At 56.9% G+C, this 24,584-nt stretch carries 20 protein-coding genes and 1 tRNA gene; 17 read left to right on the top strand and 4 right to left on the bottom strand.

Annotation, left to right across the window (positions count from 1 at the left end):
- Positions 1-35 precede the first annotated feature (35 nt).
- Positions 36-1,052, bottom strand: a complete 1,017-nt coding sequence (locus AC5JQH_RS09795) for a LysM peptidoglycan-binding domain-containing protein (protein WP_008176670.1) — start codon at positions 1,050-1,052, stop codon at positions 36-38.
- Between the two features lie 418 nt (positions 1,053-1,470).
- Between AC5JQH_RS09795 and def the strand changes: the two genes are divergently transcribed.
- The 8 genes from def to AC5JQH_RS09755 all read left to right on the top strand — a co-directional run bounded on the left by def (position 1,471) and on the right by AC5JQH_RS09755 (position 9,618).
- Positions 1,471-1,974 (top strand): peptide deformylase, encoded by a 504-nt coding sequence (gene def, locus AC5JQH_RS09790; protein ID WP_008176668.1) that lies wholly within the window; start codon positions 1,471-1,473, stop codon positions 1,972-1,974.
- A 92-nt stretch (positions 1,975-2,066) separates the two neighbouring features.
- Positions 2,067-3,002 (top strand): methionyl-tRNA formyltransferase, encoded by a 936-nt coding sequence (fmt, locus tag AC5JQH_RS09785; RefSeq protein ID WP_273069643.1) that lies wholly within the window; start codon positions 2,067-2,069, stop codon positions 3,000-3,002.
- A 1-nt stretch (position 3,003) separates the two neighbouring features.
- The gene (rsmB, locus tag AC5JQH_RS09780; protein ID WP_273155874.1) at positions 3,004-4,305 is read left to right on the top strand and encodes a 16S rRNA (cytosine(967)-C(5))-methyltransferase RsmB; all 1,302 of its coding nucleotides are present in this window, start codon (positions 3,004-3,006) and stop codon (positions 4,303-4,305) included.
- The gene (trkA, locus tag AC5JQH_RS09775; protein WP_008176663.1) at positions 4,302-5,705 is read left to right on the top strand and encodes a Trk system potassium transporter TrkA; all 1,404 of its coding nucleotides are present in this window, start codon (positions 4,302-4,304) and stop codon (positions 5,703-5,705) included. The genes rsmB and trkA overlap by 4 nt, the downstream gene beginning before the upstream one ends.
- A gap of 105 nt (positions 5,706-5,810) precedes the next feature.
- Positions 5,811-6,836, top strand: a complete 1,026-nt coding sequence (gene glyQ / locus AC5JQH_RS09770; RefSeq protein WP_041645858.1) for a glycine--tRNA ligase subunit alpha — start codon at positions 5,811-5,813, stop codon at positions 6,834-6,836.
- A 2-nt stretch (positions 6,837-6,838) separates the two neighbouring features.
- Entirely contained in the window at positions 6,839-8,920 is a 2,082-nt protein-coding gene (glyS, locus tag AC5JQH_RS09765) for a glycine--tRNA ligase subunit beta (protein ID WP_092032176.1), read from the top strand.
- 28 nt (positions 8,921-8,948) lie between these two features.
- Positions 8,949-9,506 (top strand): D-glycero-beta-D-manno-heptose 1,7-bisphosphate 7-phosphatase, encoded by a 558-nt coding sequence (gene gmhB, locus AC5JQH_RS09760; RefSeq protein ID WP_014578870.1) that lies wholly within the window; start codon positions 8,949-8,951, stop codon positions 9,504-9,506.
- 35 nt (positions 9,507-9,541) lie between these two features.
- A tRNA-Pro gene (locus AC5JQH_RS09755) sits at positions 9,542-9,618 on the top strand.
- 26 nt (positions 9,619-9,644) lie between these two features.
- Here AC5JQH_RS09755 and AC5JQH_RS09750 read toward each other — a convergent pair.
- On the bottom strand, positions 9,645-10,940 hold the full coding sequence (locus tag AC5JQH_RS09750) for an OmpP1/FadL family transporter (RefSeq protein ID WP_493805531.1): 1,296 nt from the start codon (positions 10,938-10,940) through the stop codon (positions 9,645-9,647).
- 696 nt (positions 10,941-11,636) lie between these two features.
- Here AC5JQH_RS09750 and AC5JQH_RS09745 point away from each other — a divergent pair.
- The gene (locus AC5JQH_RS09745; RefSeq protein WP_493805530.1) at positions 11,637-13,589 is read left to right on the top strand and encodes a 7TM diverse intracellular signaling domain-containing protein; all 1,953 of its coding nucleotides are present in this window, start codon (positions 11,637-11,639) and stop codon (positions 13,587-13,589) included.
- 20 nt (positions 13,590-13,609) lie between these two features.
- Here the strand turns inward: AC5JQH_RS09745 and AC5JQH_RS09740 are convergent, their stop codons facing one another.
- On the bottom strand, positions 13,610-15,166 hold the full coding sequence (locus tag AC5JQH_RS09740) for a phospholipase D family protein (protein ID WP_338355645.1): 1,557 nt from the start codon (positions 15,164-15,166) through the stop codon (positions 13,610-13,612).
- Between the two features lie 242 nt (positions 15,167-15,408).
- Between AC5JQH_RS09740 and AC5JQH_RS09735 the strand changes: the two genes are divergently transcribed.
- Entirely contained in the window at positions 15,409-16,035 is a 627-nt protein-coding gene (locus AC5JQH_RS09735) for a peroxiredoxin (protein ID WP_014578868.1), read from the top strand.
- 66 nt (positions 16,036-16,101) lie between these two features.
- Positions 16,102-16,647, top strand: a complete 546-nt coding sequence (locus AC5JQH_RS09730; protein WP_493805529.1) for a rhodanese-like domain-containing protein — start codon at positions 16,102-16,104, stop codon at positions 16,645-16,647.
- Positions 16,648-16,692: 45 nt separating this feature from the next.
- Here the strand turns inward: AC5JQH_RS09730 and AC5JQH_RS09725 are convergent, their stop codons facing one another.
- Entirely contained in the window at positions 16,693-17,136 is a 444-nt protein-coding gene (locus tag AC5JQH_RS09725; RefSeq protein WP_288365714.1) for a DsrE family protein, read from the bottom strand.
- A gap of 222 nt (positions 17,137-17,358) precedes the next feature.
- Here AC5JQH_RS09725 and AC5JQH_RS09720 point away from each other — a divergent pair, with 222 nt between their 5' ends.
- The 6 genes from AC5JQH_RS09720 to AC5JQH_RS09695 all read left to right on the top strand — a co-directional run bounded on the left by AC5JQH_RS09720 (position 17,359) and on the right by AC5JQH_RS09695 (position 24,559).
- A complete protein-coding gene (locus AC5JQH_RS09720) occupies positions 17,359-18,615 on the top strand; it encodes an NAD(P)/FAD-dependent oxidoreductase (protein WP_405417747.1) in 1,257 nt (418 codons plus the stop codon).
- A gap of 204 nt (positions 18,616-18,819) precedes the next feature.
- Positions 18,820-19,743, top strand: coding sequence for a PAS domain-containing protein (locus AC5JQH_RS09715; protein WP_493805528.1), 924 nt, complete (start codon positions 18,820-18,822; stop codon positions 19,741-19,743).
- Positions 19,744-19,767: 24 nt separating this feature from the next.
- Positions 19,768-20,373: a methyl-accepting chemotaxis protein gene (locus tag AC5JQH_RS09710; RefSeq protein WP_493805527.1), complete on the top strand. Its 606-nt coding sequence runs from the start codon at positions 19,768-19,770 to the stop codon at positions 20,371-20,373.
- A gap of 69 nt (positions 20,374-20,442) precedes the next feature.
- Positions 20,443-22,809 carry a sensor domain-containing phosphodiesterase gene (locus AC5JQH_RS09705; RefSeq protein ID WP_222465760.1) on the top strand — a complete coding sequence of 789 codons (2,367 nt, stop codon included), beginning with the start codon at positions 20,443-20,445 and terminating at the stop codon, positions 22,807-22,809.
- A gap of 33 nt (positions 22,810-22,842) precedes the next feature.
- Entirely contained in the window at positions 22,843-24,132 is a 1,290-nt protein-coding gene (locus tag AC5JQH_RS09700; protein WP_288365716.1) for a sensor domain-containing diguanylate cyclase, read from the top strand.
- 55 nt (positions 24,133-24,187) lie between these two features.
- The gene (locus tag AC5JQH_RS09695) at positions 24,188-24,559 is read left to right on the top strand and encodes a VOC family protein (protein ID WP_104270983.1); all 372 of its coding nucleotides are present in this window, start codon (positions 24,188-24,190) and stop codon (positions 24,557-24,559) included.
- Positions 24,560-24,584: the final 25 nt, after the last annotated feature.

The following is a 24,584-nucleotide window of genomic DNA, read 5'->3' as shown; positions in this document are numbered from 1 at the left end:
TGGTCCGGCCGTTGCGTCTATCGGTAGTCAGTCAATCAGGGGTTGGTCACCTTGTCGCCCACCGTCAACACGCGGTTGGCCTGCAGCACCAGACCGTAGCTCATTTTTTCATAAGCCTGGAACACCATCAGCAACCCGGCACGCTCGGAGGGCAGCTCGATGGTTTCTCCGGTCACCGGATCGCGAACCAGGTTGCCGCTTTTCAGCACGGCCATCACGTTGCCAGCTTCCAGACCTTCCCGAGTGCCGCGGTTTATGGCAACCACATCAAACTGACCGATCTGGCTTACACCGCCATCAACCGAGATCATCTGCCCTTCAATATCCTGGTCGGGAGCACTGGGCACAAAGCTGGTGGTCAGACGGCGGTCTTCACTCACCATCAGTCGGTCACCAATGCGAACTTCTTCGCTGGAGCTGGTCAGGTTTACGGTCAACACATCGCCGTTTTCCCGGGCGACATCACCACGGGCAATACTGCGCGCCTCAAGACCGAGGAACTCGCCAGTATCCGGATCCCGGAATTCCTTGCTGCGACGGAATACACCCACCTTGTCTGCAGGCTTTTCTCCGCGAGCATAGAGCTTGTCGCCGGCACCGGTGATAATCCGGCCGTCTTCACCTTCGAGAACATACGGAGCACCGTTGATCTCTTCCGGGCTGACAATACGGGTGTCCGTCAGGAAACTGCCAATGGCATCAAGCGGGATCGCCGGGATGGGCGTATCGATGGGCTCGGAACGTACCTTGGGCGACAGCTTTACGACATCGTTGCTGGCAACCTTCGTAATACGGGGCTTGCCATCAATATAAACCAGGGCAAGGCGATCACCGGGATAAATCAGGTGAGGGTTGGCGACCTGCGGGTTTACATGCCATATTTCCGGCCAGTACCAGGGGTTGTTCAGAAAACGGGCCGAAATGTCCCAGAGGGTGTCACCCTTAACTACGGTGTAACGCTCGGGATGATCGGACCGCAGCTCCGGTGCAGCATGAGCCCAGGAGGTTATAAGCAGCGTAGTTGCTGCCAGAGCGTACAGCAGTTTCCTCATTGTGTAAGTCCTTGATCGCGTGCCTTGATTCTTTGCATTCTGTTGGGATGCAGTCAGTTACCTGCAGCTTATTACGTTGTTATTCCAGTTACTATAGAAGAAGTCTCGCAAATTGTGATGTTATCTTTTGTTCTTCCAGTAAATTCTATCCCGTCGTTGAAAGATTTTAACTATTAACTGATCAGTTTGTACTCAATCGACGAATTGTTGGATAATAGTCTTATAAAGCTTGAGAACCCCTCCAGCCGTTGAAAGCTGGGGCCTTGCCCCGATAATAGTAGAGGCAAGGTGAAAATTTGCGCAGTACGCTGTCGCATTTCGGAGATCAGTTTCACACTGTTACAAAGAGCAGCAAAGTCAAAAGGCATGCCGGCACAATACCGCGGGCATCCCGACATACAGGCTAAAAGACCGACCTATGATACTAGAGATTCTCGAATACCCGGATCCCCGTCTACGCACCATTGCCAAACCGGTAGAAGAGGTGACAGACGCCGACCGCAAGCTGATCGACGACATGTTCGAGACCATGTACGATGCGCCCGGCATTGGCCTTGCGGCCACCCAGGTGAATGTGCACAAACAGATCATCGTTATGGATCTGTCCGAGGACAAGAGCGAGCCGCGGGTGTTCATCAATCCCGAGGTGGAAGTGCTGGACGGCGAACGAGAAGCCATGCAGGAAGGTTGCCTGTCTGTGCCCGGTTTCTACGAAGACGTTGAGCGGATCGAACACTGCATGATCCGTGCAATGGACCGGGACGGCAAACCGTTTGAACTGGAAGCGAAAGGCCTGTTGGCTGTCTGTATCCAGCATGAGATGGATCACCTGAACGGCAGATTGTTCGTTGACTACCTGAGCTCTCTCAAGCGCAACCGCATTCGCAAAAAGCTGGAGAAGCAGCACAAGAAAAGTGCCTGATCAGGCTTTGGCCTAGCCCAAAACCAGACACTATTCCGGACCGGGTCATGACCCGGTCTTTTCGTATACAACGGAACAGAGATCACTACACCGTGCGACTTGTTTTTGCTGGTACACCGGATTTTGCGGCAACCGCGCTCCGCGCCCTGATTGCAGCCGGCCACACCATTGTTGGCGTTTACTCCCAGCCGGATCGTCCCGCCGGCCGTGGCCGGAAGCTGCAGCCCAGCCCGGTCAAGCAGGTGGCGCTGGACCACGGGATCCCGGTCTTCCAGCCCGAAACACTGAAAACGCCCGACGCCCAGAAACAATTGGCCGATCTGAATCCGGACGTGATGATTGTCGCGGCCTACGGTCTGATCCTGCCGAAGGCGGTCCTGGACATTCCAACCCACGGCTGCCTGAACATCCACGCCTCGCTGCTGCCGCGCTGGCGCGGCGCCGCACCTATTCAGCGGGCCATAGCGGCAGGCGATGCGGAAACCGGCATCACCATCATGCAGATGGACGAGGGCCTGGATACCGGCGCCATGCTGTTGAAATCCCTGACCACCATCGAGGACAACGACACCGGCGGCAGTCTCCATGACCGCCTGGCTGAACTCGGAGGCCAGGCCATCATCAAGGCCCTGGAGCTTCTTCAGAAGGGCGAACTCACCGGGGAATTCCAGAACGACCAGCTGGCCTGCTACGCCAGCAAACTGAGCAAGACTGAAGGCCATATTGACTGGGCCGCAGATGCCATAGCGATTGAACGGCTGGTTCGCGCCTTTAACCCCTGGCCCGGAACCTACACCGATCTGGGTGACCAACGCATCCGGATTCACGAAGCCCAGGCCCTGGTTACCGCCAGCGACGCTTTCCCCGGCACCGTAGTACAACGGGACCGGGACGGGATCGACATTGCCTGCGGCAACGGCACCCTGCGCATCACCCGTCTCCAGCTGCCGGGCTCCCGCGCCCAAAGCGTGAACGACCTGATCAATGGCGGCAAGGAGCTGCTCATGCCCGGCCAGGAGCTGCGCTGAGATGGGCGACCGACAACACCCCATGCGCGCCATCGCCGCGGGTGTGATGCTTTCCGTGGAGAATGGCCAGTCCCTGTCCCAGTGCCTGCCGCCCGCACTGAACCGCCTGCCCGCCAATGAACGTCCGGTTCTCCAGGCGCTCTGTTACGGCACCTGCCGCTGGTTTTACCGCCTGGACGGCGAGCTCAACAGCCGGCTGAAAAAACCTCTGCGCAAGCCCGACCGCATCATCCATCACCTGATGCTGGTTGCCCTGTTCCAGTTGCGCTTCAGCCAACAGGCCAATTACGCCGTTCTCAATGAAACCGTTGAAGCCTGTCGCGCCCTGGACAAACCCCATCTGACCGGGCTGGTGAATGGTGTCCTCAGGGCCGCGGAGCGGGAAGGCGCACAAGAACCGGCAGACGATGCCGGCAGGTTCAGCCACCCGGTGTGGATGGTGGAAAAGCTCCGCCACAACTGGCCGGAAGACTGGCAGCACATTCTCGACGCCAACAATGCCCAGGCCCCCATGACCCTGCGGGTAAATGCCCTCCGTTTTGCCCGGGATGAGTATCTTGGCCTGCTGGCTGAGGCCGGCATCGAAGCAAAGGCAACGCGCTTCGCACCCCACGGCATTCAACTGGCCACTCCGGTTCCTGTCGATCGGCTGCCCTGGTTCGCCGATGGCGCTGTCAGCGTGCAGGATGAGGCCGCACAATTGTGTACCACCCTGATGGACCTGGCGCCTGGCCAGAGGGTCCTGGATGCCTGTGCCGCTCCCGGCGGCAAAACCTGCGCGATTCTGGAGGGCTGTGGCAAGTTGGCAGAAGTGGTCGCCATCGACGAATCCGCTGATCGCCTGCCCAGGGTTCAGGAGAATCTGGATCGACTTGACCTCAACGCCACCCTGAAACAGGCGGATGCGGCTGCGACCGAACAATGGTGGGACGGCGAGGCATTCGATCGCATTCTTCTGGACGTGCCCTGCAGCGCCAGCGGCGTGATTCGCCGCCACCCTGATATCAAGTTATTGCGCCGTGAATCGGACATTACCCCCCTGGCGGCCATACAGCTCGGGTTGCTGGACGCAATGTGGGCTATCCTGAAACCCGGAGGCCGGCTGGTGTATGCCACCTGCTCGGTGTTCCCGCAGGAAAACCACCGTATAATTCAGCGGTTTTGCAAGCAGCAGACCGATGCCATTCTCGTTGAGCCGGAAGCTCAATGGGGACGCGATATGGGTGCGGGGCGGCAACTGCTCCCGGATCCGGATAGCCATGACGGCTTCTTCTACGCCGTGCTGGAGAAACCCGAACCATGAAAATCCTGATTCTCGGTGCCGGCCAGGTCGGCGGTACCCTTGCCGAAAACCTAGCCAACGAAGCCAACGACATCACCATTATCGACAGCGATGGTGCCCGATTGCGCGAATTGCAGGACCGGCTCGACATCCGCACCGTTCAGGGCGCGGCGTCCTATCCCACGGCACTGCGACAGGCCGGGGCCGAAGACGCCGACATGCTGATTGCCGTCACCAACAGTGACGAGACAAATATGGTCGCCTGCCAGGTGGCCAAACTGCTGTACAAGACCCCGACCACCATATGCCGGGTACGAGCCAACGCCTATCTGGCGAAATCCGAACTTTTCTACCAGCGCGACCAGACCAAGGACCTCGACAGCCTGCGGGGTTTTCCCATTGATGTTCTGATCAGCCCCGAACACCTGGTGACCAAACACATCACCCGGTTGATCGAGAACCCCGGCGCCCTCCAGGTACTGGAGTTTTCCAAGGGCCTGACCCGCCTTGTGGCCATCCGTGCCACCAAGGGTGGCCCGCTGGTGGGCCATGAGCTGTCTTACCTGCGCACCCACATGCCCAAGATCGATACCCGGGTGGCGGCCATCTTCCGCAAAGACCGGGCGATCATGCCCGAGGGCAACACGGTGATTGAAGACGGGGACGAGGTGTTCTTCATTGCCGCCGGTGACCACATCAAGTCGGTGATGAGCGAACTCCAACCCCTGGTCAAACCCTACAAGCGCATCTTCATCTGCGGGGGCGGCAATATCGGTCAGCGGCTTGCCCATACCCTCGAGAACCGGTACCAGGTCAAACTGCTGGAGCGGGACCACGAGCGCTGTGTCATGCTCTCGGAGAACCTGCGCAAGACCGTGGTGCTGGAGGGCAACGCCGCCAACAAGGATATCCTGCTGGAAGAGAACATCGAGAGTACCGATGTGTTCTGCGCAGTGACCAACGACGATGAAGCCAACATCATGGCTTCGCTTCTGGCCAAGCGCCTGGGCGCTCGCAAGGTCCTGACCCTGATAAACAATCCGGACTACGTGGACCTGATTCAGGGCGGCGACATCGATGTGGCCATCTCGCCCCAACAGACCACCATTGGCAGCCTTCTGACCCACGTTCGCCGGGGCGATGTTGTGAACGTTCACTCACTGCGCAGGGGCGCGGCAGAGGCAATCGAAGCCATTGCCCATGGGGATCACCGGTCTTCAAAAGTGGTCGGTAAACGGCTTGATGAAATCAACCTGCCAGAAGGCACCACCATCGGCGCCATCGTGCGCCGCAATGAAGTTCTGATCGCCCACGATCATCTCCGGATCCAACCGGACGACCACGTAATCCTGTTCCTGGTGGACAAAACCCGCATCCGGGATGTGGAAAAACTGTTCCAGGTGGGTCTTACCTTCTTCTGACTTAGAAATACACAGCCAGCACGCGTATAATGCGCCTTTCTTTTTTCGGAGCGCCCCGAAGGACAACCGGGGCGCCACACACAGACTGATCAGCAGGCAACCGTCGTGACAGACAAGGCAACGAAACAGACAACTCCGGATATCGGGACCTTCCAGGGCCTTATCCTGGCTCTGCAGAATTTCTGGGCGCAGCATGGCTGCGTGGTCCTCCAGCCACTGGACATGGAAGTGGGTGCCGGCACGTTCCACCCGGCCACCTTCCTGCGTGCCATCGGGCCGGAAACCTGGAACGCCGCCTACGTTCAGCCCAGCCGCCGTCCTACCGACGGCCGTTACGGTGAGAACCCGAACCGCCTGCAGCATTACTACCAGTTCCAGGTGGTTCTGAAGCCATCACCGGACAACATCCAGGAACTGTACCTGGATTCCCTGCGGGCGCTGGGGCTGGACCCGCTGGTTCACGACATCCGGTTTGTGGAAGACAACTGGGAGTCCCCGACGCTGGGCGCCTGGGGTCTGGGCTGGGAAATCTGGCTGAACGGCATGGAAGTGACCCAGTTCACCTACTTCCAGCAGGTTGGCGGCCTGGAATGCTTCCCGGTGACCGGCGAGCTCACCTACGGGCTTGAGCGGATCGCCATGTACCTGCAGGGCGTCGACAGCGTGTACGACCTGGTCTGGACCGAGGGACCGGACGGTGTGGTCACCTACGGTGACGTGTTTCACCAACAGGAAGTGGAGATGTCCACCTACAACTTCGAGCACGCTGACACCGAGTTCCTGTTTCATAGCTTTGATGTTCACGAGCGGGAGAGCGCACGGCTGATCGAAGCCGGCCTGGCCCTGCCAGCCTATGAACAGGTTCTCAAGGCCTCCCATACTTTTAACCTGCTGGACGCCCGCCACGCCATCTCGGTTACCGAGCGTCAGCGCTTCATCCTGAGGGTTCGCACCCTGGCCCGTGCCGTCGCCCAGGCGTACTTCGACAGCCGTCGCTCGCTTGGCTTCCCGCTCGCCCCCGAGGCGTTGCGCAAGGAAGTCCTTGCCGCCGCTGAGGCCGCCGACGACAAGGCGAAAAGCAAGAAGGGCAAGAAAGCGAAGAAGGCACAGCAGGAACAGGGGAACGCATAACCATGGCAACACAGGATTTTCTGGTCGAACTGGGCACCGAAGAGCTGCCCCCCAAGGCCCTCAAGCCGCTGTCTGACGCCTTCACCCAGGGCATTGCCCGGGGCCTGGAAGAAGCGGGCATCGAATTCGGCAAGGTTGAAGCCTTTGCCGCTCCGCGCCGCCTGGCCGTGCGGATCCGGGATCTGGCTGACTCCCAGCCGGACAAGTCGGTTGAAAAACGTGGCCCTGCCGTCAAGGCGGCATTCGACGACGCTGGCAATCCGACCCGCGCGCTGACCGGCTTTGCCACCTCTCTGGGCGTAACCCCGGACCAGCTCGACACCCTGGAAACCGACAAGGGTGCCTGGGTGGTCTACCGCACGGTCGAGCAGGGCAAGCCCACCGTAGAGCTGATGCCAGAATTGGTGGAGCAATCCCTGGCCGGCCTGCCGATTCCCAAGCGCATGCGCTGGGGTGGCCACCGTACCGAGTTCGTGCGTCCGGTCCACTGGGTAGTAATGTTGTTCGGCAACAAGGTGATCGAGGCGCCCATCATGGGCCTGACTCCGGGCAACAAGACCCGCGGTCACCGCTTCCATTGCCCGAAATCCCTGATCGTACCTACGCCGGGTGATTACGAAGTCGTCCTCAAGCAGGAAGGCTATGTGATTGCCGATTTCGCCGAGCGCCGGGAACAGATTCGCGCCGGCGTCACCGAGCTGGCCGAGAAGGAAGCCGGTGGCAAGGCCGTCATCGATGAGGACCTGCTGGACGAAGTCACCGCGCTCAACGAGTGGCCAGTGCCGTTGATGGGCCGATTCGAGGAACGGTTCCTTGAGGTTCCAGCGGAGGCCCTGATTTCCTCTATGAAGGAACACCAGAAGTACTTCCACGTGGTGGCCGCCGACGGGGAAATGCTGCCGCTGTTCATCACCGTGGCAAACATCGAAAGCAAGGACCCGTCACAGGTTGTTTCCGGTAACGAGAAAGTGATCCGGCCCCGGCTCTCCGATGCCGCGTTCTTCTACGAGACCGACCGGAAGACCAAACTCGAGGATCGCATCGACGCCCTCAAGCCCATCGTGTTCCAGGAAAAACTGGGCAGTATCTACGACAAGTCTGTGCGCGTTGCCGCACTGGCCAAGAAAATCGCCGACGCCATCGGCAGTGATCCGGCCCTCGCCGAGCGCGCCGCCATGCTGGCGAAGACCGACCTGGTCACCGAAATGGTCCTGGAGTTCACCGACCTGCAGGGCATCATGGGCCAATACTACGCCGCCAATGACGGCGAACCGGAAGACGTGGCCAAGGCACTGAACGAACAGTACATGCCCCGTTTCGCTGGCGACGATTTGCCAACAACCCTGACCGGCTGTGCCATCGCCATCGCGGACCGTCTGGACTCCCTGGTGGGCCTGTTCGGCATCAACCAGCCGCCATCCGGCACACGGGACCCGTTCGCCCTGCGCCGGGCCTCCCTCGGGGTGCTGCGCATTATCATCGAGCGCGAACTGCCGCTGGACCTGCAAACCTGCTGCGAGTGGGCCGAAGAGAACTTCACCGTGCTGACCGAGCAGAACACCGCCAGCACCGTGGTGGACTATATGCTGGAGCGCTTCCGTGCCCACTACGACGAGCAGGGCATTGGCGCCGAGGTCTACCTGGCCGTTCACGCCCGCCGTCCGACCCGCCCGCTGGATTTCGACCGCCGGGTAAAAGCGGTGGAAGCCTTCCGGCAGCTGCCCGAAGCGCAGGCCCTGGCCGGCGCCAATAAGCGGGTTTCTAACATCCTGACCAAACAGGGTGGCGACAGCATCGGCGAAACGGTCGACGCCAGCCTGCTGCAGGACAGCGCCGAAAAGGCCCTCGCCGAGCAGGTCGACCAACAGGCCGCGAAAGTTCTGCCGCTGTTCGAGAACGGCGACTACGCCAGTGCCCTGAGCTCACTGGCCAGCCTGCGTGCACCGGTGGACAACTTCTTTGATGAAGTGATGGTCATGGCCGACGACGAGGCGGTAAGGAACAACCGGCTGGCGTTGCTGAACCGCCTGCGCAACCTGTTCCTGCGCGTTGCGGATATCTCCCTGCTGCCCACAGCAGGCTGAGACCGGACCAAGGGGCACGCGCACAGCGATGTTGATCATTCTCGACCGGGACGGGGTCATCAACGAGTACGATGGCAACTACATCTGCTCGGCGGATGAATGGCACCCCATTCCCGGCAGCGTTGAGGCGGTGGCCCGGCTCTGTATTGCCGGCCATCGCATTGCCATCGCCACTAACCAGTCAGGCATCGGCCGCGGCTACTACGACACCGATGAGCTGGATGCCATGCACGAGAAGCTCGAGCAGCTGGTGGAAGCCCAGGGTGGCTGCATCGACTTCATTGCCTACTGCCCCCACCACCCCGACGACCAGTGCTGCTGCCGCAAGCCACTCACCGGCCTGCTGGAGCAGATCCGCGAGCATTTTCATCTCGCCAGCCTTGAAGGGGTCATCATGGTGGGAGACAGCCGCAAGGACCTGGAAGCCGGCCACGCTGAAGGGTGCCGTCCGGTGCTTGTGCGAACCGGTAATGGACTGGACACCGAACGCCATCTGGACGCCCGACCCATACCCGGCGCCGATGTCAGTATCTACGATAATCTCAGCAAATTTACGGATGCCCTTTTATCCGCCGAGGGCTGGTAAAACCGAAGCGAATCCGTATAATACCCGCCGTTGATCGGCGTGTGGCGCAGCTTGGTAGCGCACTTCGTTCGGGACGAAGGGGTCGCAGGTTCGAATCCTGCCACGCCGACCACTTTCCCGTTTTGATTCCTTCCTGTGTTAAAACTCCCGGCCTAACTGCAAGCCAGCTGTCCACGGCACCACGTCATACTCACTTTTAAATGAAGTCTGCCCCTGCAGAGGATCCGTCGTCTTATAGTCGATGGAAATATCGCCCTCATAAAAGACTCGTGCAACGAACATGTCTACCGTCCAGTCGCCTGCCAGATCGCGAATCTGTGCACCCAGAGAAACCTGGTGATAATCATCAAACGGCGTCAGTGGTGAACGCGTCTTGATGGTAAGAGGCGATTCATCAAACAAGTAGCCAGCCTTTAGTGACCATGTCGGTGCCACCTGCCAGACTGCGCCAACCCGCCACTGCCAGGTGTCTTTCCAACTCTGAACCTGCTCCTCGGATGGCTGCTCGCCGGGAAAAGCAACTGGCAACGTCTCTCGGGACACTACGGACAGGGCAGAGGCATCACTCCATTTCGCCCAGGTTGCGCCTGCAAGCAGTTTAAGCGTGGCATTCCATTGGTGAGCAAGACCGACACTCAGGCTTTGAGGAATCGTGATCGGGACTTCTATCTGCTCAGAGACAGTGGTTTGAGTCAGCCCACTGGCTGACAAAGTGGGAAACTGGTTGATCGTGCCGGTACCCTTCAGTTTGAATTCGGTGCCCGTACGGGCCGCGAGTCCAAGTGACGTTTCGGGAGTCGCCTGCCAGAGAACGCCGACGGTGAACTCCAATGCAACATCATCTCCCTCCAATGTCGCGTAGCCATCGTTCAGGGTGCCGCGAGGAAGTGAAAAACGTGATTCAATTCCACTGAAGTCAACTGGATTACGCTGCTCGGCATCGGCATAGAGTACATTGATGCTGCCACCCAGCGAGAATCCCTCGCCACTGTTCACCGAAAAGGAAGGATTCACGCCGTAGGACACCAGTTCAATTTCATCACCAATATACCGCCCTGCAAAAGCGTCGCCGTAATCGAAGCCCAGGCCGTAGGGAACGTACACTCCCAGTCCGACGTCCAGCCAGTCGTTCACTTCATGGGTAAGGTAGGCATTGGGTACTGCAAAGGTTTTAACGTGATCACCACCACCATCACCGACCACCAGGTCCCCGTTAGCACGGGTGGCTGATGTTTGCGAATCCCGACCGACGGCGTCGATCTCGAACAGGATTGCTCCGAAAGACAGATTGGTCCCGGAAAGTCCGCTCATTCCGGCAGGGTTGAAAAAGATCGTAGAAGCATTTTCCGGGTTGGCGACACTGCCTGCGTTGCTGACTGCGGAAGTACTGGCACTTTGATCACCATTGGACAGACCGCCCGCAGAAGCGACCAATGGAGTAAATACAGATACGAGGAGAACTGAACGAAATTCCTTTACAAAACATGACCTTGAACTATACATACAGCATCCTTTTGAGTAGGCTCCAAAGTATAGTTTTCGGCGACATACCTATCAAATGAAAGTAGACAGCGGGCCTGACTATTTAACAAACGATAGAATGAATAGTGCTCCAAAAACATAAATCCTTTCGAGGGTTCACTGGCAAAACCTCTGGGTGTTTTGTGGGCGTTTAGATCAAGGAACTTTGAATGGCGAATGTTGATCGGAGATGGACCTCTCTTCGTAGTGATCCTTTCTTCACTTTCACTGTTACCTTTTTGCGCAGGGGCGGCAGAGCAGCAGGGATACGTGAGAGATCTGGCCCAGACGATGGAGGTATTCGAGGGCACCTGGGATCAGGAAACGCCGCCGCCAGAAGAACACGCCGCCTGGTCTCCAATCGATCATGATGTTTTTACCAGCGAGCCTCGTGAACCATTTGTATGGATCAGGGGTAAGCTTGATTCAGCAGAAACAATGGAGCAGCGCTGGCTTCTATTAAGTCCTCTTGCTTCAAGTGTCCAAGTATTCCTAGATGGTTCGCCGATTTCCCGGAATCCCGTGTCCGCGCTCGACCAGCCGCTTCAAAAGGACATTCCATTTCATCATCCTGTCTTGGAATTACCCAAAACAGAATCAGCCTCGGATATGCTTATCCGCTTCGAGGCCAACTTCCCGATAAGTACGCCCGTTAAGGTTGTGGATCAGACTGCATTGGTCCATGAGGCGGTTTTACACACTGGGCTCAGTGTAAGTCTGGCGTCCGTTATTTTTGCGCTGACGGTCTATAACCTTTTCCTCTATTTCAGTATCAGAGATCGAATCTATCTGCTCTACGTAGCAGTGGCGGTTGGCGTGTTACTTTACTCGTTGACTCTTACCAACCTGCAATCCTACCTGGGAATGAGCGAAGAACAGTTTAACTGGCTGGGCAAAACCCTTTTAATCTTGATGCCTCTGCTAAGCATTCAATTTTTTTCCAGAATCCTTCAACTCAAAACGCTGTTTCCACGGGTAGACCGGATATACAAATTCATATCAGCAATTTACCTGTGCATTTTGGTTGCAACGCCGTTTTTCACCTTCAAGACCGTAGCTTTCCTTGCGGCCTCCGTCGGGATAGTGGTTTACCTCTCGTTTGTTCCTTTTGCCGTCATCCAGGCAAAGAACAAATACAAACCTGCTTTGTATTTTCTGATTGGATGGATTCCCCTGATCATCGCTCAAAATATAACTTCACTGGAGTCACTGAATATCCTCAAAGGCAGCCAATGGGTGATGTACTACATCCCCGGAGCCATGTCCTGGGAAATGGCCCTGTTCTCACTAGCCCTGGCATCACGCATAAAAATCCTCCGCGACGAACGCGACACCCTGCAGGCCCAGCAGATCGAAGTCAGCGAAAAAGCCCGTGAGGCTTTAGAACGCAGTAACCGTATCAAGGATGACTTCCTGAATGCGGTCAGCCATGAACTGCGCACGCCCCTGCACACCATCCAGGGCCAGCTGGATATGCTTCGGGAGGCACCGCTGAACCGGGAGCAGAACGATGCGTTCCGTCTCATCGAGTACGCCAACCTGCGGATGACCCGACAGGTCGGCGGCATTCTGGATTTCGTTGATGCCCAGGACGAGAACCTGCTCAGCTCGCCCCAGGTGTTCGAGCCTCAGTCCCTGTTCGACCTGCTCGAATACGAGTTCCGGGAAGCCGCAAGGGCCAAACCGGTTTCCCTCGCCTTCGACATGGAAGACTCAGTACCTGGAAAGGTCTTCATGGATGGTTTGATGCTTGAAAAGGTCCTGTATCAGCTCATCGATAATGCCGTGAAGTTCACACCTGCAGGGGGCGAGGTGCTGGTTCAAGGGAGCAGACTGACAGACGATTCCGTTTTGCGGATTCTGGTATCAGACACGGGGCCAGGCATCCCGGATGCACAGAGGGAGAGAGTATTCCAGGCCTTCAGCCAGGGAGAAGCAGGCCTCACTCGGCGTTACGGCGGTGTGGGCCTGGGGTTACCGCTTGCCAGTTCTCTGGCAAATGCCCTTGGCGGCCAGATGAAAGTTCTTGAAACATCGGATCTCGGCACAACGCTGGAAGTCACAGTACCCTACGGCGATGTTCACCAGTCAGAGCACCACGATCCAGACCAGCTGAGCCTTAGCGACGTGATTCAGGTGCCCAGGGTTCTTGTAGTGGAAGACGACGCCGGTAACCGGATGATTCTTCGTAAACAGCTCGAGAAAATAGGGGTGATTTCAGAGGGGGTCCAAAACGGCCTGGAAGCTGTACAAGCCGCCATGAACGAACCGTGGGATATGATTATCATGGATTGCCAGATGCCAGTCATGGACGGCATTGAGGCCACGCGTGAGATCCGACTGAAAGCCGCCGCCAACCTGGAGACACCCATTATCGCGGTTACCGCCAACGCCAGTGAAAGCTATCGACTCCAGTGTCTTGAGGCTGGCATGGATGACTACTGCACCAAGCCGCTGCGAATGGAAAAGCTGCAACGACTTGTTACTCACTATGCAGAACACCGTGTCGTCACAAGAGTACGTGAGCAACGAGGACTCAAGGATTCGCTGATAGATTCATGAGAGTAATCGGGCATGCCGGATTACAGCAACGGCTCCACAGGCAACAGAGAGAACAGATACACCAATGCCCGTTTGAAAACGCCAGTATTCGGCTCATGGCGGTGCTCAATCGTTTCTGCACCGGTGAACTCCAGCCACCGGAGATCGCCGTCTTCATCCAGCACAACCTCATAAGCCGCAAGTCTGACTTTCTCGGGAAAGGCGGATTCAAGTGCGGTCGCCAGCTCCGGGCTCTTGATCAGAAAACCCAGCTCGGTGTTCAGATTCGCTGAACGGGGGTCGAAATTGAAGGAACCAACGAAAAGCGACTGACCATCTACGGCGAAGGTTTTGGCGTGAAGGCTGGCGGCCGAGCTTCCGGCAATGCCGCCAGGGCTCGACTTGGTGTCTTTATCTTCCGATCTAAATTTGCGCAGCTCGAACAACTCCACACCCGCCTTTAATAAGGCCTCCCGATATTTCGCATAGCCTGAATGCACCAGGGCGACGTCGTTGGCTTCCAGGGAGTTGGTGAGAATCCGTACCTGCACACCGGCGCTTTCAAGCTCGCGAAACAGCTCGACGCCACGATTACCGGGGACGAAGTAGGGCGAAACCAGGGTCACTGTCTTTTCAGGTTCACCCAACGCCAGAGCCAACTGTTGGCTCAATAGACCCTGCTCTCCTTCGAGCCCCTGGGCCTTGGCAGGATCATCGCTCACCATCTCTACCGGCGCCCAGACAAAAGAGACCTCCCGGTCCAGCAATTCCCTGAGAAACTCTGAATTCTGCAAAGCAGCCACGAAGCGCCGGGCTTCAGCATCCTGTTGAACGGAAGCAAGATCGGCTGCCATAGCATCCAGATCCTCCTCATCGGCCCCTGATAGCAACCGATCCGCCGGATACGCGGACTGACTCGCCCAGTAGCGATCAAAATCCCTGGAAACACGATCCACGACAGGCCCGATCGCCAGAACGTCCAGATCCGCGAAAAGGGCACCGTCACCTACACCGAAATACTCATCGGCAATGTTGCGGCCGCCAATGATGGTGGCCTGGTTGTCAGCCGTGAATGACTTGTTGTGCATCCGGCGGTTCAGGCGACCAAAGTCCGTCAGAAACCCCAAAGTCCGGGAACTACGGATCACAAACGGATTGAACAGCCGAACCTCGACGTTGTCGTGATGATTTAACGCCGCCAGGAGATCGTCCAGGCCGGCGATGCCGTTGTCATCCAGGAGCAACCGAACCCGAACGCCACGTTCGGCCGCGCGATATAGCGAGTAAAGAAGCAGCTTGCCGGTAATATCGTCCCGCCAGATGTAGTACTGGACATCCAGGGATCTCTCGCTGGCCTCTGCGAGCAAAGCGCGGGCAACGAAAGCGTCCAGTGGATGCTCCAGCGTTGTAATACCACTGAGATCGGGGTGGGTTTCAATCTCTCTGCCAACTGCGCTGCCAAGGCGCGTATCTGCCGTCTGCGCCTGAACGAATGCAACAGACTGTGAGCGGTCTTTCAGGGATGGCAACGCACAACCTGCCAGCAGACCTGTGAGCAGTAGGAGTGCGAGAGGGGCGAAAGTTCGGCTTTCGATCATTTTCAAAGGGGCCTGCGACTATGGGCACAATCTGAAGCATGCCACAGAGTAATCGCTTTATCAGGACAGAGAAGAAACGTCACGGTAGAGCGATCTACTGAGAAAGGCCCGTCCTCAATTCGTTAAGCCTATTTGTTCTATAGATATAACTTTATTGGCTAAGAGCCTCCTGACGGGTTATTGTTATTCCGACATCAAGAGGCGACCCGCCTCCACCAGCAAAACCCGACAGGAGATTCATCATGAGTTTATTGCTTGGCTCTACCGCCCCGAACTTCACCATCGACAGCACCGCCGGCCAGATCAACTTCCACGACTGGGCAGGTGATTCCTGGGTATTCTTCTTCAGCCACCCGGCCGACTTCACGCCGGTGTGCACCACTGAAATGGGCCGCACCGCGCAGCTGGCGAAAGAATTCGAGGCCCGCAACGTGAAGCCCCTGGGTCTTTCCACCGATACCGTGGAAGAGCACGTAAAGTGGATTGAAGACGTCAACGACACCCAGAACTGCGACCTTCAGTTCCCGATCGTTGCCGACGCTGACCACAAAGTGGCCGAGCTGTACGAAATGATCCACGCCGGTGAGAGCGAAACCGCAGCCGTGCGCAGCGTGTTCATCATCGACCCGAACAAGAAGATTCGTCTGACCATGACCTACCCGATGGCGGTCGGCCGTAACTTCGACGAGATCCTCCGGGTTATCGATGCCCTGCAAACCGGTGATGCCAATAAAGTTGCCCTGCCGGCAGACTGGCGCAAAGGAGACGACGTGATCATTCCGCCCTCCATTTCCAACGAGGAAGCCAAGGGTCTGTTCCCGCAGGGCTGGAATGAAATCCGTCCGTATCTCCGCACCACCAAGCTTTAATCCGACTCGCGGATAGATAAGGGGCCCGTCGTTCGGCGGGCCTCCTCAATGCAGGAGGAAACCATCATGAAGCATATACTGACAGCCCTGCTCGCCACTATCGCCATTGCCTTCAGCGCCCAGGCGGAAGAGGCACTTTCCCTCACCCCACAGCAAACCTATGACATGGTTCAGGAGCAGGGAGACCAACTCCTGTTTGTGGATGTCCGGGATCCGGTTGAAATCATGTTTATCGGCTTCACCGATGTGGTCGACAAGAATATCCCGTTCAAACTCGCCGATCGCTCGACTTTCCTTGATGACAAGGGTCGGTTTGCCATGAACACCAATCCGGAGTTCGCTTCACAGGTAGAGGAAGCCCTGAAAGAAAAAGGCCTGACCAAGGATGATCTGGTCATTACCATGTGCCGCTCCGGGTCCAGCCGTGGCAAGCCAAGCGCGGAATACCTGCTAGAGCGCGGCTTCACCAATGTGAAGTACATTGACCACGGTTTCCAGGGAAGTGGCGCCCAAGAAGGCAAGAAGAAAGGCATGAGAATTGTAAATGGCTGGCAGAATGACGGCCTGCCATGGTCCATGACGCTGAACGCCGACAAGATCTATCGTCCCTGAGTCAGATGTAAACGCCCGGGGTCACTGGACACCGGGCTTGCAAACTCAGAAAGTGAACGTACGCATCTTCGGGTTGAGCATCTGGCCGGCCATTTCCGGCGGCATGGCAACGCCCACGCCGTCAATCAGATCGTCCTCGCCGTAGTCGCTGTTCGGAAGATACAGCGCACAGACCTTCGCCTCACCACCGTTTTTCAACAGACCGCGCAGCATCTGCCCCGGAGTCACATCTTTGGGTTTGAGCGCGGGCGCTTCGTAGGACTTAAGTGCCAGGTCACCGGCTTTGTCGCACAGCAGCACGTTTACCTTGGCGCCCTGCTGGGCCATGGTGTTCGAAAGCACCATCGCCATGCCCTGTGTCTGCAGCGAATCGCTGGACAGGATCACCAGCACTTCTTCAACACCCCCTTTATGACTGTCGGCATAAGCGCTGAAAGGTACGGCTGCAATAACCGCAGCCGCGGCGATGGCTTTGATTGACTTGATCATGGGAAAAGCTCCTTTTTGGGTTGATCGAAAAACTTTGAAACCAATGTACCTGGGCAAAATCGAGCCTTCAGTGACAAAGTCACTTTCGACGCTATGCCTGTGACGAAGCTGGCCAACCTTGTATATTTCCATTTATGCTAACGATAGAACATTAAGTTTGGTAGGCTTTAATATATCTCAAGCTCACTCGCGCACAGCAAACAAAGACAAGAGGTTCGAGGCATGACCAGCAACACAACCACCACCGGCAGCGTCAAAACCCATACCGTCGTAATCGTGGGCGGCGGAGCGGCCGGTATATCGGTGGCATCAAGCATCCACAAACGGGATGGCAATATCGACATCGCCCTTATCGAGCCGGCTACCCGGCACCACTACCAGCCCGGCTGGACCATGGTGGGTGGTGGGGTTTTCCGGCCGGAAGTCACCTCCAAGCCTATGGCAGAAGTCATGCCCGCTTTTGTTTCCTGGTACCAGCAACCGGTAAGCGCCATCGACCAGGACAACAACCGGGTTACTCTGGGTGACGGTTCTTCCATGGAATACAAAGCCCTGGTGCTCGCTCCAGGGCTGGAGCTGAACTGGGGCGGCATCGAAGGCCTGGAGGAGGCGTTGGGCTCCAATGGGGTCACGTCCAATTACCGCGAGGGCATGGCCAGCTACACCTGGGACCTCGTCCAGAATCTCAAGAACGGCCGAGCGCTTTTCAGTCAGCCTCCCATGCCGATCAAATGTGCAGGCGCGCCCCAGAAAGCCATGTACCTGTTTGCCGATTACTGGCTCAAACACGGCGTGCTGAACAATCTGGATATCCAGTTCCATAACGCCGGCGCCGTTCTGTTCGGTGTGGCCGATTACGTCCCGGCCCTGGAAGCCTATATCGAAAAATACGGCATCAACCTGAATTTCCAGAGCACACTGGTTGCCGTAAACGGGCCCGCACAGACAGCGGTATTCCGCTCAACCGACAGCGAGGGCAACAGCCAGGAGCGCGAGATCAGCTTTGACATGCTGCACGCCGTCCCACCCCAGCGGGCACCAAAGCTGATTCGTGAATCTGCCCTGGCCAACGAAGGCGGCTGGCTGGATCTTGAGGACGATACCCTACGCCATAAAACCTACACCAATGTCTTTGGGCTTGGGGACGTTAGCGGAACCGGCAACGCCAAAACCGCCGCTGCAGTGCGTAAACAGGCGCCAGTGGTGGCTGAGAACCTGGTGGCCACGCTCCGAAACCAGCCGCTTGAGGCCGCGTATCTGGGCTACGGCTCCTGCCCGCTGACGGTGGAAAACGGCAAAATTGTACTGGCGGAGTTCGGATATGGCGGAGTACTGCAGCCCAGCTTCCCGAAATGGATCAACGATGGCACCAAAGCGACCCGAGCCGCCTGGTGGTTGAAGGCCAGGCAGCTGCCAACGCTGTATTGGCACGGGATGTTGAAGGGGCATGAGTGGCTGGCCCGGCCCGCAAAGCGTTAACCCCTGGGAGAGGCTTACCAATGGAGGCTGCCCCACGAACAAACGGCCCGCCAGCGCCATGTGTCGCGTTGGCGGGTAGCGCCTCGGGCGTTGTCATTAGGGAAATTCCTGAGGCCCTTCACCGTTCCCACCGATAGAGTTATTGCAATATTTGTCCTACCCTGACTTAGTAATAAGTCTTTTACGCTAATGTCAGGGTTGATAATGCGCAGAAACCTACCGGTTACGGACAACGAAAAAACCTTCTCACCCAATCAGAAACTTATTTCCTCCACAGATCTCAAAGGTAAGATTAGGCACTGTAATTCGGCCTTTGTGGAGATAAGTGGTTTCAGCCGGGACGAGCTGATTGGCCAGCCTCACAACATTGTCCGGCATCCCGATATGCCACCCGCCGCCTATGAGAACATGTGGGCACACCTTAAGGCCGGACAGCCCTGGATGGGCCTGGTAAAGAACCGTTGCAAGAACGGCGATTTCTACTGGGTCAGTGCCTACGTTACCCCGGTCACCGAAAACGGCAAGGTAGTCGGCTACGAGTCCGTGAGATCCTGTCCCGACAGGAAGGACGTCGAGCGCGCAGAAAAGCTATACGCAGCCCTGAGGGCGGGCAGAACAGGAACCCCTTTCTGGCGCCGCGTCCAACCCCCCACCATCTTTTTGGCGCTTGTTTTCATTGTCACAGGGGCACTGTTTCTTGCCGATCAGAAAATGTTGTCCGAGCTTGTGCTGGCTGGGGGCGTGATTGCCTATGCCGGCTGGATGCATCTGGCCCGAAAACAGCTGATGGGCTCGGTCACCAGGCTACTGGCACACAGCTTCACAGATGATCTGGCCGCAAGAAGCTACACTGATGACGATTTGCCACTTGGGCGTATCAAGGTTGCAGTAAAGGCCCAACAAGCTCACCTTGATGCGGTACTCACCCGGCTTGAAGACTCCGCCGATGAGATGCGACTGTATTCTGTGAAAGGTCGCGAAGTCAGCTTCGAAGCTCAGGAGGCACTCAAACAGCAGCAGGCCGAAACCGAACAGGTTGCGGCAGCCGTACACGAGATGTCCCATACCATTGCGGAGGTCTCCTCGAACGTCCAGTCCACGGCAGAGCGGGCGGATGGCGCAAAATAGTTTGCCAATGAGGGGCGTTCCGTTGTGCGCGGGACCCGGGAAGCCATTGAATCTCTCAAAGGTTCCGTTCATGGCATTAGCGCTTCCGTTGGCGAGTTGGCTCAGCAGACTCAGCAGATAGCCTCAGCCGCAAAAATTATCGAAGAGATTGCAGAGCAGACCAACCTGCTGGCCCTGAATGCCGCCATTGAAGCGGCGAGGGCCGGCGAGCATGGACGCGGATTCGCCGTTGTGGCCGAAGAGGTAAGGGGCCTGGCATCCCGGACCCGCAATTCAACGAGTGAAATCCATGGCATTGTCAGCGAACTGATTGCCCGCTCCGAGGAGGCCAACCAGAAAGCCGACGAGGGCAAGCTTTCGGCAGACGAGGGCATGAAAAAAATGCTTTCGGCCGAGAGCACCCTTAATGACATTGCTGAATCCGTCTCCAACATTGCCGAAATGGCAATGCAGATGGCAGCTGCCGTGGAGGAGCAGGCCCAGGTGTCGGATCAGATCAACGAGCAAGTGGAGAAAATCTCGGATCTGGCATCCAACAACCTGTCCAAAGGTGAAGAGTCCACCGAGTGCGTTAAAAACATTGAGCAGATTGCGAACGATTTGCACGAGCTGGTCGTACGTTTCAAGTGACAGGAGGATGGACGCCGCCGAACTTTGTTCAAAAAATAACCACCTGGCCTAGCAAAGTGAGTCACGACCATGGATAGCAGTACCCTGGAAAAACGACGGCTCACCGCCCTTGAGCGTTTGGGCATTCTCGATACGCCCCCGGAAGACCGTTTTGAAAGGCTTACCCGGATTGCCCGCCAGTACTATGGTGTAAAAACGGCGCTTTTTTCGGTGCTTGATGCCAACCGTCAATGGTTCAAGTCGCGTCAGGGCCTTGATGTCAGCGAGACCCCCCGCCCTGTTGCTTTCTGTGATTATGCCATTCAGCAGGACAAGGCGTTTATCGTCTGCGACGCTACAAAGGACCCTCGCTTTTCACAGAACCCACTGGTTACCGGACATCCCAACATCCGCTTCTATGCCGGCATGCCAGTACGTGAGCCGACCGGTTTCAAAATTGGCACCATTTGCATCATCGACGATCAGCCCCGTGATTTCGGGGAACTGGATCTGGACATCCTCCGAAACCTTGCCACGATGATCGAGGACGAGCTCGAGCGAACGTACCTGTCGATCGAGAACCATGAATTCGTGGAAGTGTCTCACCTGAACCGATCGATCCAGCGAGCTTTGAATGTCTTTCTGACCAGTGACAACCAGAATGCGGCCTTCGAGCAGATGCTCAACGATCTCCTGTCGCTCACCGGCAGCCAGTTCGGGTTTATTGGCGAAACCCTATCAAAAGAGAATGGCGCCCCTTATCTGAAAATCGGAGCGATCACCAATATTGCCTGGAACCCCAAAACCCAGGCGTTGTATCAACAGGTCGAACGACGGGGGCTTGTGTTCGATCGCCTGGACACCCTGATTGCACTTCCCATGACCTCGGGGGAGGTGGTCATTTCCAGCGATGTCGCGACCGACCCTCGCCGCGGCGGGCTCCCTCAGGGGCACCCAGATATTGATGCCTATATCGGTATTCCGGTGTTTTCCGGAGATCAACAAGTTGGACTGGTGGGGCTGGCGAACCGTCTCGGCGGATACAAAGTAAAACTGGCCGAAGAGCTCGAGCCTTTGCTGCAAACCCTCGGCAACCTGATCGAGCGCAAAAGGTTGCACCATGAGAAGCAGCAACACCAGAAACGCCTTGAAAAAGCGGCGAACTACGATGCCCTCACCGATTTGCCCAACCGCCGGAAACTCACTGAGATTTTCACCCAGGAGCTGCACGAGGCGAACCTGCGAGAAGGCACAGTTGCCCTCTGTTTTATCGATCTGGATGGCTTCAAAGGCATCAACGACCAACATGGCCACGCAGTTGGTGATGCAGTCCTGAAAATCATCTCCGAACGCCTGAAAGCAACTGTGAGGCAACATGACGCCATCGGTCGTCTCGGGGGAGACGAATTTGTCGCCATACTCCGGGATGTGGAGGATTCGACGGTCTACAACCGCATTCTGGAAGTTGTACGCCGCCCGATCAGTTACCAGAATTCTGTCATGAAACTGTCGGCCAGCATGGGTGTGACCGTTTATCCTGACGACGCCGAGGATCCGGATACACTGCTCCGGCATGCCGACCAAGCGATGTATGCGGCAAAAGATGCGGGCAAAGACAGCTACAGCCTGTTTGACCTCGCCTCCCACTATACCCGGAAAGAGCGTGTCCGCGTTCTCGAGCAGGTTGACGAGGCACTGGCGAAAAAGCAGTTCGAGCTCTACTACCAACCCAAGATCAACTACCGCACCGGATCGGTAGAGGGTTTTGAGGCACTGATCCGTTGGAACCACCCGGAGGAGGGGCTTCTGTCGCCGGCCCGATTCCTGGAGCACCTTGAATTCACCGAATACGCCAGACAGGTTGGCCTGTTCGTGATGGAAAGCGCAGTCGGCGTGATCTGCGAATTCATGAACCTGGGGTTGCCGTATACCGTCAGCATCAACCTGAGCCCCTCCCACTTCCTGAGCGAACACTTCCCGGATGACATCACCGGCACCATGAACGAATGCCCTCACGAGGTGCGGGACCGGCTGATCATAGAAATCCTTGAAACCACTGCCCTGGACGACACCACCACGGTCATGAAAAACCTCAGTGTTTGCCGCAATGCCGGACTGGGCATTTCCCTGGACGATTTCGGCACCGGTTACTCATCATTGAACTATTTCCGGACCTTGCCGGCCCAGGAAGTGAAAATAGATCGAACCTTCGTGGGAGATCTGATCGGGAACCAGGATAACTCGATGATCGTAGAAGCGATTTTGCGCCTGTCCCAGAGTTTTCAGAGGCGTACTGTGGCAGAAGGGGTAGAAACGGCCGAACAGGAGGAGCGTCTACTGTCTCTTGGCTGCGATGTTGGCCAGGGTTATCGTTACAGCCCACCGCTTCCACTTGCAGAAGCGCTCGAATGGGCCAACACTTTCACTTGGGCCCGTTATCGTTCGGGCCAGAACTAGCCGCGAAATCGCGGCCTTCGTGTGAGGGATCACATGCATCTGTCTGCAGAAACAAGGCTCAATGCCATTCTCGATGGTACTGGCGCGGGTACCTGGGAATACAATCTGGACACCGGCGAAATTATCTTCAACGAACGCTGGGCCAGTATGCTCGGCTATACCCTGGAAGAGCTTGAACCTCTATCCTTCGAGACGTGGGAGCGCCTCAGTCATCCCAGCGATGTCGAATCAGCGCACGAGGCTCTCAATGCTTACCTTAACCGGGAGGCCACCAAGTTCGAGTGCGTGGTTCGCATGCTTCACAAGGACGGTGACTGGCGTTACATCCACACCCGCGGAACCCTGTTCAACAATGACCAGACGGCAGAAAGCCGTTGGCTGATGGGTACGCATCTTGATGTCACGGAAGAGAAAGTTTCCCAGCACCAGCTGCAGCAGCTTGCCGAATCTCTCCCCGGGGTCATATATACCTTTACTCTCAATAAAGATGGCAGTTTTCACTTCCCCTATATGAGCCGCAAGGCCAAGGATTTCTATGGCGTAACGGCCGCGGAAACCCAGACCAACCCGGAACGGATGTTCGAAACCATTCACCCAGAGGATGTCGCAAAAGTTCACGAGACTATCGAACTCTCCCGCAAGACGCTAAGCGAATGGGTTTGTGAATACCGCATCATCAAAGATGGCCAGACCCAATGGTTGCGAGGGGTTTCCCAGCCAGAGCGAAATCCCGACGGTAGTACTACCTGGCATGGCGTTATTACGGATATCGACGACCAGAAGCGCCTGGAATTCCAGCTGGAGGCCCTCACGATTACCGATGAACTGACAGGGCTCTATAACCGGAGATACCTGCTCAGAAAACTCGAGGAACTGGCTGACCAATCCGCCCGCTATAACCATCCGTTCTCATTGCTTTCCCTGGACATCGATTTCTTCAAAAGCGTCAACGATTCCTGGGGCCATCTCACCGGCGATAAGGTATTGCGCACGGTGGCCAATCTGATCGAAACGCGGACTCGCAAAACCGACATTGTTGCGCGCACGGGAGGCGAAGAGTTTATCGTTCTGATGCCTCACACCACCTTAGGTGATGCTCGCCAAGTTGCCGAGTCCCTGCGTATCGGTATGGAGACAGAGAGTTTTCTCAGTGAAGATGACACTCCCTTCAACGTTACCTTGAGTGCCGGGGTCGTATGCTGGGACCAAAGCATAAACGGTGTGCGGGATCTGCTGTCCGCATGCGACCAGTTGCTTTACCAGGCAAAACGGGCAGGCAGAAATCAGGTCGTCGTCAGCGAAATCGGCGCTGAAAAGAGCTGACAGCCAAAAAACAGCGTATTCTGGCGTTCGACAACAACCCGAATGGAGAAAAAGCATGATCGGATACGTCACCCTTGGCGTCAGTGATATGGAAAGAGCAAAGGCATTCTATGCCGAATTGTTGAGCGACCAGGGGGCCAAGCTGCTTCTGGACATGGGCCGTATCGCCTTTATCGGCAAGCGCATGAGCGAGCCCATGATCGCCGTTTGCGTTCCCTTCAACGAAGAGCCCAACCATCCCGGCAACGGCAATATGGTCGCCCTTCCTGCGGGTTCCAAAGAGGGTGTGGATGCCATGTACAAGAAAGCGATCGAACTTGGTGCCACCTGCGACGGCGAGCCCGGGCAGCGAATTCCGGACCAGTTCTACGGCGCCTATGTGAAAGACCCGGACGGTAACAAGCTGGCGTTCTTTGTATTCGGTTGATTAATTGCGGCCCTCAGACGAGGGC

The sequence above is a fragment of the Marinobacter sp. H13 genome (genome assembly GCF_059072335.1).
This window is presented reverse-complemented; position numbering and strand designations above follow the sequence as displayed.

What these genes read in the sequence shown, in the direction of transcription:
- trkA (WP_008176663.1), top strand. Translation starts at nt 4,302, where the DNA reads ATGAAAATCCTGATTCTCGGTGCCGGCCAGGTCGGCGGTACCCTTGCC.
- AC5JQH_RS09745 (WP_493805530.1), top strand. Translation starts at nt 11,637, where the DNA reads ATGCTTATCCGCTTCGAGGCCAACTTCCCGATAAGTACGCCCGTTAAG.
- AC5JQH_RS09795 (WP_008176670.1), bottom strand. Translation starts at nt 1,052, where the DNA reads ATGAGGAAACTGCTGTACGCTCTGGCAGCAACTACGCTGCTTATAACC.
- AC5JQH_RS09715 (WP_493805528.1), top strand. Translation starts at nt 18,820, where the DNA reads ATGCGCAGAAACCTACCGGTTACGGACAACGAAAAAACCTTCTCACCC.
- gmhB (WP_014578870.1), top strand. Translation starts at nt 8,949, where the DNA reads ATGTTGATCATTCTCGACCGGGACGGGGTCATCAACGAGTACGATGGC.
- glyS (WP_092032176.1), top strand. Translation starts at nt 6,839, where the DNA reads ATGGCAACACAGGATTTTCTGGTCGAACTGGGCACCGAAGAGCTGCCC.
- AC5JQH_RS09735 (WP_014578868.1), top strand. Translation starts at nt 15,409, where the DNA reads ATGAGTTTATTGCTTGGCTCTACCGCCCCGAACTTCACCATCGACAGC.
- def (WP_008176668.1), top strand. Translation starts at nt 1,471, where the DNA reads ATGATACTAGAGATTCTCGAATACCCGGATCCCCGTCTACGCACCATT.
- AC5JQH_RS09705 (WP_222465760.1), top strand. Translation starts at nt 20,443, where the DNA reads ATGGATAGCAGTACCCTGGAAAAACGACGGCTCACCGCCCTTGAGCGT.
- AC5JQH_RS09700 (WP_288365716.1), top strand. Translation starts at nt 22,843, where the DNA reads ATGCATCTGTCTGCAGAAACAAGGCTCAATGCCATTCTCGATGGTACT.
- AC5JQH_RS09725 (WP_288365714.1), bottom strand. Translation starts at nt 17,136, where the DNA reads ATGATCAAGTCAATCAAAGCCATCGCCGCGGCTGCGGTTATTGCAGCC.
- rsmB (WP_273155874.1), top strand. Translation starts at nt 3,004, where the DNA reads ATGGGCGACCGACAACACCCCATGCGCGCCATCGCCGCGGGTGTGATG.
- AC5JQH_RS09740 (WP_338355645.1), bottom strand. Translation starts at nt 15,166, where the DNA reads ATGATCGAAAGCCGAACTTTCGCCCCTCTCGCACTCCTACTGCTCACA.
- AC5JQH_RS09720 (WP_405417747.1), top strand. Translation starts at nt 17,359, where the DNA reads ATGACCAGCAACACAACCACCACCGGCAGCGTCAAAACCCATACCGTC.
- AC5JQH_RS09695 (WP_104270983.1), top strand. Translation starts at nt 24,188, where the DNA reads ATGATCGGATACGTCACCCTTGGCGTCAGTGATATGGAAAGAGCAAAG.
- AC5JQH_RS09730 (WP_493805529.1), top strand. Translation starts at nt 16,102, where the DNA reads ATGAAGCATATACTGACAGCCCTGCTCGCCACTATCGCCATTGCCTTC.